This window comes from Pasteurella pantherarum (assembly GCF_049670885.1).
Lineage (GTDB): Bacteria > Pseudomonadota > Gammaproteobacteria > Enterobacterales > Pasteurellaceae > Pasteurella.
Genome location: NZ_CP187173.1, coordinates 698803 through 715662, shown reverse-complemented (window position 1 = coordinate 715662; position 16860 = coordinate 698803). Strand labels below are relative to the sequence as shown.

Annotated in this window: 12 protein-coding genes; 5 read left to right on the top strand and 7 right to left on the bottom strand. The window is 41.2% G+C overall.

All coding sequences use genetic code 11. The features are described from left to right. Positions 1-2 precede the first annotated feature (2 nt). The 4 genes from cysD to ACPEEM_RS03330 are packed head-to-tail and all read right to left on the bottom strand — an operon-like array spanning position 3 to position 4179. Entirely contained in the window at positions 3-929 is a 927-nt protein-coding gene (gene cysD, locus ACPEEM_RS03345) for a sulfate adenylyltransferase subunit CysD (RefSeq protein WP_424405939.1), read from the bottom strand. Positions 930-989: 60 nt separating this feature from the next. Further along, a complete protein-coding gene (locus ACPEEM_RS03340; RefSeq protein WP_424405941.1) occupies positions 990-1724 on the bottom strand; it encodes a phosphoadenylyl-sulfate reductase in 735 nt (244 codons plus the stop codon). A gap of 8 nt (positions 1725-1732) precedes the next feature. Further along, positions 1733-3181 carry a siroheme synthase CysG gene (gene cysG, locus ACPEEM_RS03335; RefSeq protein WP_424408205.1) on the bottom strand — a complete coding sequence of 483 codons (1449 nt, stop codon included), beginning with the start codon at positions 3179-3181 and terminating at the stop codon, positions 1733-1735. Beyond that, the gene (locus ACPEEM_RS03330) at positions 3181-4179 is read right to left on the bottom strand and encodes a sulfate ABC transporter substrate-binding protein (protein ID WP_424403555.1); all 999 of its coding nucleotides are present in this window, start codon (positions 4177-4179) and stop codon (positions 3181-3183) included. Before ACPEEM_RS03330 ends, cysG begins: the two co-directional genes overlap by 1 nt. 246 nt (positions 4180-4425) lie before the next feature. Here ACPEEM_RS03330 and cysT point away from each other — a divergent pair, with 246 nt between their 5' ends. Genes cysT through ACPEEM_RS03315 form a run of 3 tightly spaced genes read left to right on the top strand, consistent with a single transcriptional unit; the run spans position 4426 to position 7197 of the window. Then, on the top strand, positions 4426-5247 hold the full coding sequence (gene cysT, locus ACPEEM_RS03325) for a sulfate ABC transporter permease subunit CysT (RefSeq protein WP_424405945.1): 822 nt from the start codon (positions 4426-4428) through the stop codon (positions 5245-5247). Further along, positions 5248-6078 carry a sulfate ABC transporter permease subunit CysW gene (gene cysW / locus ACPEEM_RS03320; protein WP_424405947.1) on the top strand — a complete coding sequence of 277 codons (831 nt, stop codon included), beginning with the start codon at positions 5248-5250 and terminating at the stop codon, positions 6076-6078. It begins immediately after the preceding gene. A 45-nt stretch (positions 6079-6123) separates the two neighbouring features. After that, on the top strand, positions 6124-7197 hold the full coding sequence (locus ACPEEM_RS03315; RefSeq protein WP_424403561.1) for a sulfate/molybdate ABC transporter ATP-binding protein: 1074 nt from the start codon (positions 6124-6126) through the stop codon (positions 7195-7197). 136 nt (positions 7198-7333) lie between these two features. Here the strand turns inward: ACPEEM_RS03315 and cspE are convergent, their stop codons facing one another. After that, a complete protein-coding gene (gene cspE, locus ACPEEM_RS03310; RefSeq protein ID WP_424403563.1) occupies positions 7334-7543 on the bottom strand; it encodes a transcription antiterminator/RNA stability regulator CspE in 210 nt (69 codons plus the stop codon). Positions 7544-7891: 348 nt separating this feature from the next. Between cspE and tehB the strand changes: the two genes are divergently transcribed. Then, complete coding sequence (tehB, locus tag ACPEEM_RS03305) at positions 7892-8752, top strand: SAM-dependent methyltransferase TehB (protein ID WP_424403565.1); 861 nt, start codon at positions 7892-7894, stop codon at positions 8750-8752. A gap of 280 nt (positions 8753-9032) precedes the next feature. Here tehB and dapD read toward each other — a convergent pair whose 3' ends face one another. Further along, positions 9033-9857: a 2,3,4,5-tetrahydropyridine-2,6-dicarboxylate N-succinyltransferase gene (gene dapD, locus ACPEEM_RS03300; RefSeq protein WP_424403567.1), complete on the bottom strand. Its 825-nt coding sequence runs from the start codon at positions 9855-9857 to the stop codon at positions 9033-9035. Between the two features lie 179 nt (positions 9858-10036). On the opposite strand from dapD, the gene ACPEEM_RS03295 reads away from it, so the two are divergent. After that, complete coding sequence (locus tag ACPEEM_RS03295) at positions 10037-15772, top strand: alpha-2-macroglobulin (protein WP_424407711.1); 5736 nt, start codon at positions 10037-10039, stop codon at positions 15770-15772. Positions 15773-16055: 283 nt separating this feature from the next. On the opposite strand, the gene ACPEEM_RS03290 is transcribed toward ACPEEM_RS03295, so the two are convergent. Beyond that, positions 16056-16478, bottom strand: coding sequence for a hypothetical protein (locus tag ACPEEM_RS03290; protein WP_424403571.1), 423 nt, complete (start codon positions 16476-16478; stop codon positions 16056-16058). Positions 16479-16860: the final 382 nt, after the last annotated feature.

Genomic DNA, 16860 nt, shown 5'->3' with positions numbered 1-16860 from the left:
GCCTAAAAATAGCCTTGTTTTTTACGCTGTTCCATTGCCGCCTCACTGGCACGATCGTCCATTCGAGTGGCACTCCGTTCTGAAATGTCTGCCACTGCCGTTTCTTTAATAATGTCACTTGGCGTAGCTGCCGTGCTTGCCACTGGACACGTACAACTAATATCCCCCACGGTGCGGAAACGTACTGAACGAATGGTACTTTCTTCATGAGGCTGTTTTGGGGTTAAAGGGGTAACAGGCACAAGCAAGCCGTTACGTTCCACCACTTCACGTTGATGGGCATAATAAATGGACGGTAATTCCAGTTTTTCACGTTCGATATATTGCCAAATATCCAATTCTGTCCAGTTTGAAATTGGGAAAACCCGCATATTTTCCCCTTTGTGCAATTTCCCGTTGTAAAGCGACCATAATTCTGGGCGTTGTGCTTTAGGATCCCATTGCCCAAATTCATCACGGAAAGAAAAAATACGTTCTTTCGCACGGGCTTTTTCCTCATCACGGCGTGCCCCCCCCATTAAGGCATCAAACCCTTGTGCTTCAATGGTTTCAAGTAAGGTCACCGCTTGTGCCGCATTGCGTGAATCCGTTTCTTTGCGTAACACAACGGTGCCTTTGTTAATGGAATCTTCCACGTGTCCCACAATCAAATTGGCATTTAATTTTTTGACTTGTTCATCACGAAATTGAATCACTTCAGGGTAATTATGCCCAGTATCAATATGGACTAATGGGAAAGGCAGCACGAGATCACGTCCTTCTAATTGGAACGCTTTGCGAGCCAATGCCAGTAAGACGACACTATCTTTCCCCCCAGAAAACAACAGTGCGGGCTTACTACATTCAGCCACCACTTCACGAATAATATAGATTGATTCCGCTTCCAACCAATCGAGATGACCTGTTTCAATTTGCTGTTGTGTTGTCATATTGATTTTCCTTCGTAATATTGAAATTCGTTAGTTCACTTTTTTATTTTTCGTTTCTTCTTATTTGTGTAATCCACATTCTTTGCTGTCTTTGTTTTCCCACCACCAACGACCAGCTCGAATGTCTTCTTCGGCTTTCACGGGGCGAGTGCAAGGTGCACAACCAATGCTCGGGTAACCTTGTTTATACAGTTCGTTATAAGGAATGTGATATTTCAAGATATACGCCCATACATCCATTTCAGACCAATCGAAAATCGGGTTGTATTTCGCAATGCCACGACCTTCATCTTGTTCATGGAAAGGTAAGGCGGTGCGAGTGACAGATTGTTCACGACGTTGTCCCGTTAACCAACAGTCTGCATCTTGTAAAGCACGATTAAGGGGATCAATTTTACAAATGTGACAACATTCACGGCGAAGCTCGACACTTTCGTAAAAGGCAAATTTCCCTTTTTCATTATCATATTTCGCCACCGCATCGGGATTCGGATGGAATAACGCCAATTTTAATTCGGGATAGGTGTTTTTGACCTTTTCCACTAACGCCAAGGTTTCCGGATTTAAACGCCCCGTTTCAAGGGTAAACACCGCAATATTGGCTTTGGTTTTGGCAATCACATCGGTAATCACCATATCTTCCACCGCAAGACTGCTGGCAAATTTGGCATTTTTTTGGTTCGCCGCAATGGTTTGAATACGTTCAATAAGTGCGGTTTCTTTTTCGTTTAAATGCTGAAAATCGGCTTCTGTGGGCTGTGGAATTTGCCATAAGGTTGGTTTTTGAATCATCATCTTCCCCCTTAAGCCACTTGTGCAACCTGTGCCACCCTGTCGGCACGTAAGCTATTTAAGGTGAAGTGTGAGCCTTTGTTTGCCACATTATCTTCCCCAAACCATGCCAGTTTGTGGTGCAATGCCACCACTTCGCCTACCACAATTAATGCGGGGGTTGGGGCATTTTCGGCGATCTCGGCTAACTGTGCTAAGGTCCCGATTTGCGTTTTTTGCGTATCTTGGGTGCCTTGTGAAATCACGGCAATCGGTGTATCACTGGCTCTGCCAAATTCTTGCAAACGCTGGCTAATTTCTTTTGCTTTCAGTGTCCCCATATAGATCACAAGGGTTTGATGACTACGAGCCAGCATTTGCCATTCAATATCAGACGCATCGGCTTTGCGATGCCCTGTCACAAATACCGCACTTTGTGCATAATCACGATGGGTTAATGGAATCCCTGCATAGGCAGTGGCACCAATGGCGGCAGTAATCCCAGGCACCACAGAAAACGGAATGTGCTGTTCAGCCAGTACATCTAATTCTTCTCCACCTCGTCCAAACACAAAAGGATCGCCACCTTTCAAGCGAACCACCCGTTTACCTTGTTGTGCATATTTCACCAACAATGCATTGGTGTCTTCCTGTGCTACTTGATGACCTTTCGCCCGTTTGCCTACAAAAATACGCTCCGCATCACGGCGAACAAGCTCTAAAATCTCTTCCGACACCAAGGCGTCATACAGCACCACATCGGCTTGCTGAATTTCTTGCAAGCCTTTTAGGGTTAATAAACCTGGATCCCCTGGCCCTGCCCCCACAAGACTCACCGATCCCCCTTGATAATCCGCTTGCAACTGCAATTCCAGTTCTTGTGTGGCTTGTTCTGTTTGACGATTTTTGAGTAATTGGGCAAAACGACCGTTAAACAAACTTTCCCAAAAACGACGACGTTCAGTGACGGTTTTTAAGGTATTTTTCACTTTTTGACGCCATTTACCCGAGATTTCAGCCATTGCCCCTAAATGTTGAGGTAATAAGGCTTCTAATTTTTCACGTAATAAACGAGCCAGAACAGGTGCCGTTCCCCCACTTGAAATGGCGACTTGAATGGGATTACGGTCAATAATGGAAGGAAAAATAAAGCTACAATGCTTTTGATCGTCCACCACATTGACGAATTTTTGCTGACTTTCTGCCACCACAAAAACTCGCTGATTGAGTTGTTCATCATCGGTTGCGGCAATCACAAAAAAAACGGACCGCACTTGATCGGCGTGAAATTCTTTGCCAATCCAAACAATACGTGCTTGTGCCCAAAGTGCGGTCAATTCGGCATTGAGTTTTTGTGCAACAATGCGAACTTCAGCATTGGCTTTGAGTAACAAGCTGACTTTTCGTGCGGCAACCGCACCTCCCCCCACGACGAGCACGGGGCGATTGTGTAAATCGGTGAATAATGGAAAATAATTCATCATTTTATCCCTTGTGCTTTAATATAAAGTTGATCAAATAAGGCGTTGTCAACAAAATGGGTTTGGTTAATGGTTGCCCAATCACCAAATTTTTCATTGACATCAAAACTGTTTACTGGCGGAAAAAGTGCGGTGAATTTGTTCAGTGTTTTTTCATTTGTCGGTCGAAAATAATGTCTTGCCGCTAATTCCTGTGCCTGTTCCGACCACAATCCTTGCAAATAGGCTTGTGAAATCTGCTGTGTGTCGTTTTCCTTGGTATGTCGAGTTTCTGCCACAAAAACGGGGGTATATGCCGTCAAACTCGGATACACCACGCTAAAACTGCCTTCACCAAGGGCTTGTGCTGCCAATGCCGCCTCATTTTCAGGGGCAATTAACACATCCCCTAACTGGCGTTGTGTAAATGAAATGGTTGCTGCCCGAGCCCCTGCTTCCAAAACAGGCACGTTACCCAACAATTTCTGCATAAATGCGTGAGTTTGCTGTGTATTCTGAAATTGTTGTGCATACGCCCACGCCGATAAATAGGCAAAACGACCATTAGCAGAGGTTTTCGGATTGGCAAAAATCACCTTGACATCATCACGCACTAAGTCCATCCAATCTCGAATCTGTTTGGGATTCCCTTTTTTCACCAAAAACACCATCACAGATCCAAAGGGCGTGGCATGATTGGGTAAAGCTTGCTGCCAGTTTTCCGCCACCAACCCTTTTTTCACCAACATGTCAATATCATTCGCTTGGGTTAAGGTGACCACATCCGCAGGTAATCCGCTGGCAACACTTAATGCTTGTTTGCTTGCCCCACCGTGAGATTGTGAAATCAACACATCAGGGTGAGCTTGACGAAAATCGGCGTTATAGGCTTTGTAAAAATCACGAATCACATCATAAGCAACATTCAGCAACACCGTTTTTTTCTGGCTTTCTTGCTGATTGATAAAGGCAATGATCGATACTAAAACAACCAGAAAAATCACCGCACTTTTCTTCATTTTTGCTCTCCTAAACCATCATTTTTCGCTGTTGCTGTTTTGCTGTGCATTTTGATAGTGAATTTATAAAACAAAATTCATCAATTCAAAAATGACAAAACTGAATTTCTTATAACTAAAATGAATTTTGATAACAAAGCAAAACTTTCAAATATTCATTTTTGTTATAACAAGTAAAATTTTGTTCTTTGCATTCCAAAAAAAGTGCGGTTATTTTTTAGTGAGTTTTATAGGAGTATCAACACTATGCGAACGGTTTTACCTTTTTTTAAGCGTGGTATCACCCTCACCTTGTTGTGGTTAGTGTCAATGATTTTGTTGCCGCTTGCCTTATTAGTGGCGACCGCATTACAGCTAAAAGGGGCGGATATTTGGGCAATTATCAGTAGTGAACGGGTGGTAGCGTCTATCTTGTTGTCCTTCAAAATGGCATTACTTGCTACGGTCATTAATCTGGTTTTTGGCTTTTTGCTCGCTTGGATTTTGGTACGTTACCAGTTTTGGGGACGAAATATGGTGAATGCACTCATTGATTTGCCCTTTGCTTTACCCACAGCGGTGGCTGGCATTGCCCTTGCCTCACTGTATGCCCCAACGGGATTAATTGGTGGGGTATTGGAAAAAGTGGGCATTCATATTGCCTACACCCCGAGTGGCATTACGGTGGCTTTGATTTTTGTTAGCTTGCCGTTTGTGGTGCGTGCTATTCAACCTGTGCTTGAAAGCTTTGATCCCAGCTATGAAGAAGCGGCAAGCATTCTCGGTGCAAGTAAATGGGTTACCCTCAGACGTGTGATTATTCCAGCCTTGTTGCCAGCCATGATTGGCGGTGCAGGTATGGGGTTTGCACGCTCATTGGGCGAATACGGTTCAGTGATTTTTATTGCAGGCAATGTGCCCTTAGTGTCTGAAATTGCCCCGCTGATTATTATGTCGAAATTAGATCTTTACGACGTGCAAGGCGCTTCGGTGGTGGCACTGTTGATGATCCTCATTTCCTTTATCTTGATTTTTCTAATTAACACATTGCAATGGCAACTCAGTAAAAAAATGACACAGGTGAAATAAATGAAAAACACGGCTGCTTGGTCAAAATGGACATTGATTACAATTGGATTGGCATTCTTCACCCTGATTTTACTCGCCCCGCTCATCACGGTTTTTTATTATGCCTTTGAACAAGGTATCGCATTATTTATTCAATCGATCCGTGATGAAGAAGCTTTAAGTGCCATTTGGTTAAGTATCAAAGTCGCCCTGATTGTCTTGCCGATTAATATTTTTATTGGCGTGGTGATGGCGTGGAGCCTTGCTTATTTTAATTTTAAAGGGAAAGCCGTGTTAACTGCCTTGCTAGACTTGCCTTTTTCCATTTCCCCTGTGGTGGTGGGCTTGATGTTTTTACTCTTATTCGGCTTAGATGGCTTGGTGGGGAAATGGTTTATTGATCACGGATTTCGTATTGTGTTTGCCGTGCCAAGTATTGTGATTGTCACCTTGTTTGTGACCTTTCCCCTGATTGTGAAATCCCTGATTCCAACGATGATGGCTCAGGGCAACACAGAAGAACAAGCCGCACTCATTTTGGGTGCCAATACGTGGACATTATTCTGGAAAGTGACCTTCCCTAAAATTAAATGGGCATTACTTTATGGGGTGATGTTAAGCAATGCTCGGGCAATGGGAGAATTCGGGGCGGTGAGTGTGGTATCAGGGCATATTCGTGGCTTAACAAATACCATTCCGCTTTATGTGGAAATTACCTATAACGAATATCAATTTATTGCGGCGTTTGCCTGTGCAAGTTTGTTGGCATTGCTCGCCATTTTCACCTTAGGCTTACAAAATGTGGTTAACTGGCTACAACAGCGAAAAGTCAACCTCGCTCAAAGCCAGTAAATATAACAAAAACAACATGATAGACAGTGTTAGTGGGGAACAATCATGTCGATTAGAATCGAAAATTTACAAAAGTATTTTGGCCGTTTCCACGCCTTACAAAACATTAATTTACAATTTCACCCAAAACAATTGACTTCTCTCTTAGGCCCAAGCGGTTGTGGTAAAACCACCTTGCTACGCATTATTGCTGGCTTAGAATTTGCTGACAGTGGTCGTATTTTCTTTGAGGATCGTGATGTCACCCATTTATCCGCCAAAGATCGAGGGGTCGGCTTTGTCTTTCAGCATTATGCGTTGTTCCAAAATATGACAGTATTTGACAATGTGGCATTTGGCTTGCAAGTCAAACCTCGCAAAGAACGCCCCTCATCAGAAGAAATTCGTGAAAAAGTGACCGCACTTTTACAACTGGTTAAGCTTGCACACCTTGCTCACCGTTATCCAAACCAACTTTCTGGGGGACAACGTCAACGTATCGCCTTGGCAAGATCCTTGGCGGTTCAACCGAAAGTCTTGTTGCTCGACGAACCTTTTGGTGCACTGGATGCCCAAGTACGCAAAGAGTTACGCCGTTGGCTGCGGGATTTACACCAAGAACTCAATGTGACCAGCATTTTTGTCACGCACGATCAAGATGAAGCCTTAGATGTTTCCGATCGTATTGTGGTGATGAATCAAGGACAGATCGAACAAATAGACAATCCTAATGGCATTTATCACGCCCCACAAACCCCTTTTGTGACGCAATTTGTGGGTGATGTGAACGTGTTTAATGGGCATATTGATCAAGGAAAATTGGTGGTGGGCGAATTTGCTCATCACATCACACAGGCAAATGTGACTGCCCCCGTGGAAAATCAATCTGCCACCGCCTATATCCGCCCTTATGAGCTCACCCTGTCACGAGATAAGGAAAATGCCCTCGCCACTGGCAAGATCAGCCATATCAATGCCATTGGTTTTGTGGTACGCATTGAAATTGAAAGCCCACAAAGTGAGCAACCTATTGAGGTCATTCTCACGAAAGCGGCTTATTTGCAAGCCCAATATCAACTCAATGAACAGGTTTATTTGGTGCCAGACAGACTGAATTTATTCCAACAAATGAATATTTAACCCGCTTTCTTCGCAACAGTCTCTCTTTCTCCTTTCCCCAAAAATAAAAAAGACTAAGCCCTGCAAATACAGGGCTTAGTCTTTAATGAAATCCGTTTAACGTTGAATGAACGTTAACGTATTTTCCTCAAACGAATTAGATCACTTGTACATCAATGGCAGAAGGACCACGTTGTGAATCTTGTACAGTGTACTCTACACGGTCACCTTCGTTTAAGGTTCTGTAATTTGAACCAATGATACCTGAAAAGTGAACAAATAAATCTTTGCCACCATCTGTTGGCGTGATGAAACCGAAACCTTTGTCAGAGTTGAACCATTTTACTGAACCAGTTAATTTAGACATATTGTCTTCCTTATGTGTAATAAATTTAAAATAATGCTTGAATCAAGCGTTGGTGCTAATAACTGTTACTTAAATAATGAAGATGAGTAAAAGTGCTTTTCAAGTAACAAATTTGACGCTTGTAAATGAGGAAGAACTGTACTAACTAACTTATATAAAGACGGGTCTAGCAAGGCTGTATTAGAACACTTAACCACAGATAAAGCAAACGATATTTACAATTATTTCAATTCTAAGGCTCAATGCCGAATAATGTACAAAATATAACCCAAATTGGGTTTGCAATCGCAACGCATTTTTCTTATCCTACTATTGGAGTCAACTATTATCAAAAAATAAGGGGAAATTATGAAAAACGAATTCATTTGTTATAAAAGAATGCCCGTTTGGACAGCCCGTAGCTTACCTCAAATGTTCCAAGAGAAACATAATACTAAGGTTGGCACATGGGGAAAAATGACCATTCTCAAAGGTAAACTTAAATTTTATGAATTAACCGAAGAAGGGGAAATCTTGCGTGAACACATTTTCACACCAGATACGCCAACCCCGTTCGTAGAACATGAGCTTTGGCACAAAGTCGAACCGCTCACTGATGATTTAGAATGCTATCTTGAATTTCATTGCAAAAAAGAAGATTACTTCAGCAAAAAATACAACATGACGCCTCCCCATTCTGAAGTCAAATACGCCGTTGAAAGGTTAACACCATGCAAGGTGTTAGACCTAGGTTCTGGACAGGGACGAAATGCACTCTTTTTAAGTTTGTTAGGTTACGAGGTTACTGCGTGGGATCACAAAGAAGATAGCCTAAGATTTCTAAAAGACACCGCAGAAAAAGAACATCTGAATATTCAGACCGCACTTTACGATATTAATAGTGCTAACATTCAAGAATATTATGATTTTATCCTTTCTACGGTGGTGTTTATGTTTTTAGATGCAGAACGTATTCCTGCGATCATTAAAAATATGCAAGAACACACCCATTCAGGTGGGTATAACTTGATTGTTTCTGCCATGTCCACCCAAGATTTTCCTTGTCCAATGCCTTTTTCCTTTACCTTTAAAGAAGGGGAATTAAAACAGTACTACCAAGACTGGGAGCTAGTGAAATACAACGAAGAAATGGGGGAACTCCATAAAACGGATGAAAACGGAAACCGTATCAAAATGAAATTTGTCACCATGCTGGCGAAGAAAAAATAACCCTAAACACGCCCTGTTTTTACACAGGGCATTCTTTTTTATGCCATGAAGGGAAATATGTGTAACACGCCTTTCATATCTGCTCATCGTGAAAACGTTTTGAAAATTGACCGCACTTTTGTGCTTACCGCCCTTTCTAGCCAATATTCACGGGGCTGTTTCATGGACAAAAAAATCGCACGGGGCGAACACCCGTGCGATCTCAATTAATACAGAATGTGAAATAAAAACGGTCAATTTTGATAGCGACAAAGGCGTTTAACACTGACCGATTTATACATTATTCATCAATCGTACGTAATAATTCATTGATGCCCACTTTACCTAAGGTTTTGGCATCAACTTTTTTCACAATCACTGCACAATATAGGCTGTATTTACCACATTTTGAAGGCAGGCTACCTGACACCACCACAGATCCCGCAGGTACACGTCCGTAGAACACTTCACCTGTTTCACGATCGTAAATTTTTGTGGATTGACCAATGAATACGCCCATTGAGATCACGGAGCCTTCTTCCACAATCACACCTTCAACGATTTCAGAACGTGCACCGATAAAACAGTTATCTTCAATAATAGTTGGATTTGCTTGGACTGGCTCTAACACGCCACCAATGCCAACCCCACCAGATAAATGTACATTTTTACCAATTTGGGCACAAGACCCCACGGTTGCCCAAGTATCCACCATTGTGCCTTCATCAACACGAGCACCAATATTGACATAAGAAGGCATTAACACGGTATTTTTCGCAATATATGCCCCTTTACGCACTGCCGCTGGAGGCACAACACGGAAACCTTCTTTTTGGAAACGTTGTGCATCATAATCGGCAAATTTCATTGGGACTTTATCGTAATAATTGGTTTCCGCACCCGCAACAAATTCATTGTCATGAATACGGAATGAGAGCAATACGGCTTTTTTCAACCATTGATGCGTTACCCATTGACCATCAATTTTTTCTGCGACACGATATTTACCGCTATCTAAACCTTCGATCGCTTCTTCAATCGCTGCACGTGTTTGTGCGTCCACCGTTTTTGGGGTAATTTCTGCACGTTTTTCAAATGCAGCTTCAATAATATTTTGTAATGACATTTTTTTCTCCTCAATGGGTTAAAACTAAGATGGATAGTTTTATCATATTTCAACTGAAAACTCATCTGTTTATTTAGCAATTAATTACAATACGTTGTGCAAAATACATACAATAAAGATTGCCCGCTCATATGCATTTCAGTAGAATGAAAAAAATTCTTTTCTCAAGGAGCTTGGCCATGCATAAACGATACTTTTTTTCCCTTTTATCGCTATTTGCCTTGATTTTTACCCTATCGGGTTGTTGGGATAACAAACAAGATGATGCGAATGCGATTGGCTTTACCATTAATCCATTAGAAATCACAAATTATGAAGGCAGTAATAAAGAGGTTTATCCTTTAGTGATCAGTTTCTCTGGGCCTGCCGCCCCTATTACCGCCGTCAATACAGAAATCACACAAGGTCTGACCATCACCCCCGAGATCAAGGGAAAATGGTTTTGGAATACAGACAGCATACTCACCTTTAAACCTGAACAAGACTGGCCAGCGGGACAAGAATATCAAGTCAAAATCGACCAAAAAATTTTGAACCCGAAACAACATTATGTCCAAGCCTTAAAAGAGACACAACGCATCAAAACGCCTGATTTCAATGCACAAATTCATGAGGCGAATTTCCACCAAGATCCTAATCAAGCACATATTCGGCACGCTATCGTGCATGTCACCTTTACCCACCCTGTCGCACGTGAAACCTTTGAGAAAGGGATTCAAGTTAATTTAATTCGTAAAAACCAAGATAATACACAACATGTCATTTCCCCTTTAACATTTAAAGTACGTTATGACGATCATGATTTAGGGGCATGGATTCTGTCTGACAGCGTCAATTTAGCCGCCACCAACAATCAATGGATTGAAACCAAAATTCAAAAAAATATCACCGCACTTTTAGGCAAAAATGCCCTAAAAGAGGATTTAGTTAGTCAAGTTGCCGTGCCAACTAAATTTAGCCTTTCCTTTCACAGCCATATCAACGTAGTCAACAATGAAAAAAATTTGGCGGAACAAATTTTGCGGTTGCAATTTAACCATGGGGTAAAAGGTAAAGACATTCAAGATCATTTACGTGCCTTCTTATTGCCAGAATTGAATCCTAATCAGCAAAAAACTTGGCAATTTAATCAAGTCACACAAGAGATTCTTAAGCAAGCTCAAGAAGTTTCATTCCAACTGATTCCTACTACCACACCGTATCACAATGTGCAAAATTTCCGCGTGGATATTCCTGCTCAACGCTGTTTGTATCTGTACATGACTAACCAAATTTCAGCCATGGGGGGCTACCAATTCCAAAATCCAGTGGGCAATGTGGTGTGTGCACCTGATTATCCGAAATATGTCGGGTTTGTCGGGAAAGGATCATTGTTATCCACCTTGGGGGATAAACGTTTAACGTTCACTGCCCGTAACTTTAAAAAAGTACAGTTAGATATTGGTGAAATTCAGCCTGAGCAATTACGCCATATCGCAGCCTTAAACGAAGGGGATTTTCAAAATCCTAATTTAGGTGAATTAAAATTCGATAACCTAGCACGTTTTCATAATCAGGTTTATCAAATTCGCCATAAAAAACCACAAGAAGCCAGCTACTTTAGCGTAGATTTAGCCAATGCCCTTCCTTCATCAAAAAGTAACTCAAGTGGGGTTTATTGGGTGAAAGTCTCAGGCTTTGATGACCGACCAGACAACAATGAATTTGTGGATACCTCACACCAGTATGACTGGCGTAATGATGGATTAAATCAATACAACGATTACCGCCTTGTGGTGGTGAGTGATCTGGGCATTATTGCCAAAAAAGCCGTTGATGGCTCGCAAATGATTTTCGTGCAATCCATTCAATCAGGTCAGCCCATTGAAGGGGCAACGGTTTCTGTCATTAGCCGTAACGGTGCGATCATCGAAAACGGATTATCAAACGAAGACGGGGTTGTGACTTTTGGTAGCTTGGAAAAATACACGAAAGCCCACTCCCCAGTGATGTATCTTGTTTCTCGTGGTGAGCAATTCTCTTTCTTACCGATTAAGCAAGCCGAGCGAGTGTTAGACTACTCACGTTTTGATATTGATGGTGTCATGAACCAGCATGATGATGCCAGCCTAAAAGCCTATGTATTCAACGATCGGGGTATTTATCGCCCTAGCGAAAACGTGCATATTGGGATTTTAACCAAATCCCTTGATTGGAAATCGACCTTAGATAAAGTGCCGTTACAATTTCAAATCAGCTCACCAAGTGGACAAACCTTCTTAGATAAGATACTTCGTGTAGATAAAAGTGGTCTAAATGCGGTTTCCTTTACCTTGCCAGATAATGCAGAAACGGGGGAATGGTATGCGGAAGTGTTTATTGGTGAAGAACAAAATGACATTCAAATTGGCTCAAGCACCTTCCAAGTGCAAGAATTCCAACCAGATACCTTAAAAATTCGTGCATCCTTCAATCAACCGCACGTCAATGGTTGGATTTCACCCGCAGATTTAGTGGCAACAGTTGATCTCACCAATTTATTTGGCACACCCGCTCAACATCGTGAAGTGCGGGCAAATTTAACTTTACATTCCTTGTTCCCTAAATTTAGCCAATATCCAGATTATCATTTCTTTGATAATCAACGTAATCAATCTGCGATTTTGTATGAAACAGAATTGGAAAGTAAACAAACGGATTCGCAAGGTCGAGTGCAATATCCACTTGATTTAAGTCATTACGCCCAAAACACCACACAAATGCTCTACTTCACCGTTGATGGTTTTGAGGCAGACAGCGGACGCTCTGTTTCGACCGTGAAATCGGTGATGGTTTCGGCTCAACCTTGGTTATTAGGCTATAAATCCCAACATGATTTAGCCTATTTAAAACCAAACAGTGAAGAAACCGTGCATTTGTTGGCAATTAACCCAACATTGAACGCCATTGCAGCGGATAAATTAAAAGCCACCTTGATGCAGCGTGAATATGTTTCGGTGTTAACCCAGCAACAATCTGGTGCTTATAAATACGAATCCCAATTAGTCGAAACGGAAGTGGAACAAACGCCGATTCAATTAGCACAAACAGGCTTAGATTTTAAACTCAACACACAAAAAGCTGGTGACTTTGTTTTAGTGCTAACGGATGAAAACGATCAAGAAGTCAATCGCATTTACTATTCCGTGGTGGGCAATAAAAATCTTGCCGTGTCCATGGATAAAAACAGCGAATTGAAATTGCGTTTAAATAAAAAACAATTCCAACCAAATGAAGAAATCGAAGTTGCAATCCAAGCACCTTATACAGGAAGCGGTCTCATCACCATTGAACGGGATCGTGTTTATGCTTACAAATGGTTTAAATCCAATACCAACAGTTCAGTACAACGGATTACATTGCCAGCAAACTTTGAAGGCAGTGGCTATATTAATGTGCAATTCTCACGAGATATCCACTCAGAAGATATTTTCTCTAGCCCACTGAGTTATGCTGTCGCCCCGTTTAGTGTCAACGTGGATAATCATCGTTTAGCACTCAAACTCACGGCACCGAAGATGATCAAATCGGGCGAAACTGCCACATTTACTCTACAAAGTGATCGTCCAACGAAAGCCATTGTGTATGCAGTGAATGAAGGGATTTTACAAGTCGCCAACTATCAATTTGGCGATCCGCTCAAATATTTCTTCCCAAAAATGGCATTGCAAGTAAAAACCTTACAAATTTTAGATTTGATCTTGCCTGAATTTAACAAAATCATGCAGTTTGCCCAAACAGGGGGAGATACCGATGAGGAAATGTCGCTAGCCGCAAGACTTGCCATGGCAAATACCAACCCTTTCAAACGTAAAGCGGATAAACCTGTGGCGTATTGGTCTGATATCATTGAGGTGAATGGTGAAACCAGTGTGCAATATCCTGTACCAGAAAGTTTTAATGGCAATTTAAAAGTTATGGCACTTGCAATCAGTGAAAATGGCAGCCATGTCGGAAAAGCGGAAACTCAAACCACTGTGCGAAGTGATCTCATTCTTTCACCTAATGCCCCACTCACTTTAACGCCATCAGATCAATCTGAAATGAATGTGGTGATTGCCAATAACACCCAAACTAGCCAAAAAGTGAATGTGAAATTGCATGCAGATCCTCAACTTCGCATTGAGGAACAAGCGGAAAAAACCGTGGAGATTGCCCCAATGTCCGAAGCCATGTTGAATTTTGGTTTGAAAGCGACAGACACCCTAGGCGCAGCCAAGGTGAAAATTACCGCCACATACCAAAACGAACAGCAACAAACTGCCACGGTGGTACGTCATGTTAATATTGCCGTTCGTCCTACTCTACCAAAACAGTTTGTTACCCAAATTGGGCGAGTGGGTGCAGGTAAAACCCTGACACAAGACTTACCAATGACCTTGTTCCCACAACATCGTCAACAACAAGCCTTGTTTTCACCGTTACCGCTCGTACTCGCACAAGGGATTTCCACTTACTTAACTCAGTATGACAATTATTGTACCGAGCAAATGATCAGTGCGGCGTTCCCAAGCTTGTTATTGAGCCAAAACAAAACCTACCAACCTTTATTACAAAGCTTGTCACTCTCTCATGAGGCCCTATTCCATGCGGCAGATGCTGACAATATCCAACGCACGCTCAATAAACTGCTTGCACAATTGCCAAGTCGCCAAGATGAATTTGGTCACTATGGCGTATGGAATAATCTGGAGAGTGGTAATCCATTCTTAACCGCTTATGTCAATCATTTCTTAATTGAAGCACAAGAACGTCAAGCAACCTTGCCAAAAGCTTGGTTTGTTCAAGATGGTCTATTCCATAAAAGTATGATGGCATTAGAAGAAAACAGCCAACCTAAAGAAGGCGATTCCTTAAGCAATCTCCGTCAACGTGCTTATTCCGCTTATTTGCTCGCCCGTTTAGGTCAAGTGCCATCCAATGCCTTATCATCTATTCGCACGATGCTAGACAATCACTTCAATGCGGAAGATTGGCAACAAGACACAACAGCAAGTTGGTTAGCTGCAACCTATAAACTGCTCAAGCAAGATCAACAAGCTGAACAGTTAATTCAATTCAGCATGAAACAGCTTAACCAACCTCGCAACGTACAATGGCAATATGCAGATTACAGCGATCCACTCATTCAAGATAGCAGTATGCTATATGTCATTGCTCGTCATTTCCCACAGCATTTAGCGAATGTGAGCGACACAGTGCTTGACCGTATCATGCAAGATTTAAATGCACAACGCTATAACACCCTGTCTTCGGCAATGGTGCTATTAGCCTTAGATGCTTATGGCGAACAACAAAAAGGTGCGGTTGAAAAATTAAACATTAAGCTGGCTAACCAACCAATTGGCGAAAATAAAGGAATATTCCACTTAGCGGAAATCCATGCCGATCAAGGGGAAATCACCTTTGCAAATCAAAGTGAACAAGCGGCATGGTTCGCCTTGAGCCAACAAGGTTATCCTCAACAAGTGCCTGAAAAAGCTTTCTCTAATGGCTTAGAAATTCACCGCACTTATACAGATAAAGCAGGAAAACCAATCAGTAAAGTCAAACTCGGTGATGTGATTAAAGTGACTGTCAAAGTGCGGTCAGTTTCACAAGATTTTCTCCCTGATGTGATTGTGACCGACCTTTACCCTGCAGGCTTTGAAGTGCAGTGGCAATCTGACACGGAAGAAGAAGGTGATGATTTCTGGCATATTACACATCACGAATTACGGGAAGATCGCATAGTCAGCTACGGCGATGTCACATCCGAGTTAAGCACCTTCGTTTACTACTTAAAAGCAACGAATGCAGGTACTTATCAAATTCCAGCTATTTATGCGGAAAGTATGTATGATCGTTCACTTAAAGCATACAGTGCGAAGGAAGGAAAAATCCACATTGAGAAATAACTAACCACCCTAATCATACACATGCCCAGTTGACTCACCATCACTGGGCATCTTTATTTCCCCTCTAAATAAAGGCATCACAAGAAAAAGTGCGGTCTTTTTTGCAACGTTTTTTTATGAGAAAACGTAAGCGTACGGTGGATTTTGAAAAAGTGTTTAGAAATAAACCAAGCTGTCAGTGTCGATAAAAAATTTACAGCTTATAAAAGTGAAAAAGGAAATGAACACTTACTGTTGATATTAGAAAAATTAAGCAACGTTTAGAAACACATGCTCTTATACATTATTTTTTATTTTCAGAATAAAAAGCCCAATATTTTTTATCAAATTCTTGGAAAGCTCGTTTTTTCCCGCGTTGATAAGCAATATCAAAATATTTCATTGCATCATCAAATTCATTTAATTCATAACACACTCTACCCATTTGAAAATATTCATAAGAACCAGTTTCTGCCGTATCATTATCGAGCCCTTTAATTGCCCAAACCTTAGCTGGGCGAAATTGTTTCAAATCACAATAGACTCCAAAAATACAATCAATAATCCAATTTGAGATTTGTTCGGGTTGTTTATTTTTGGGTTCAGGTAAGTCATTCCATAAATCTATATATATTTTTAATGCTTTTTCTTGATCTATATCTTCAAGTAAATTTGCATTTTCAATTTTCTGTACATATTCATGTAATTCATGTTCATCTAGTAACATACTATCTTCCTATTTTAAAGGTGATAAATAAACATCTCCATCTTGCTCTGTGAGAACAATTTATAAACACATATTCTAAATAATCATATTAGAGTTAGGCATCTAATTTCCTCATTTCTGGCGACTTTTCCTCCCAATGGCTTTCTATAGTATTCCGACAGCTTACTGCATCTAACCATGTGATTAAATATAATGCTTTTCCCATTTTTTCTCATATTCAACATACCATTCTTTTTTTACCAATTAACCATGAATTATTTTTATAAATCAAGGTATATTTATATAAACTTTGCGGATCTATTCAATTCTTTTATAAAGAATAACATTTTATTTTATTAATTTGTTCTATCTTTTCTCATTGAAGAAATGTCTTATCATATTT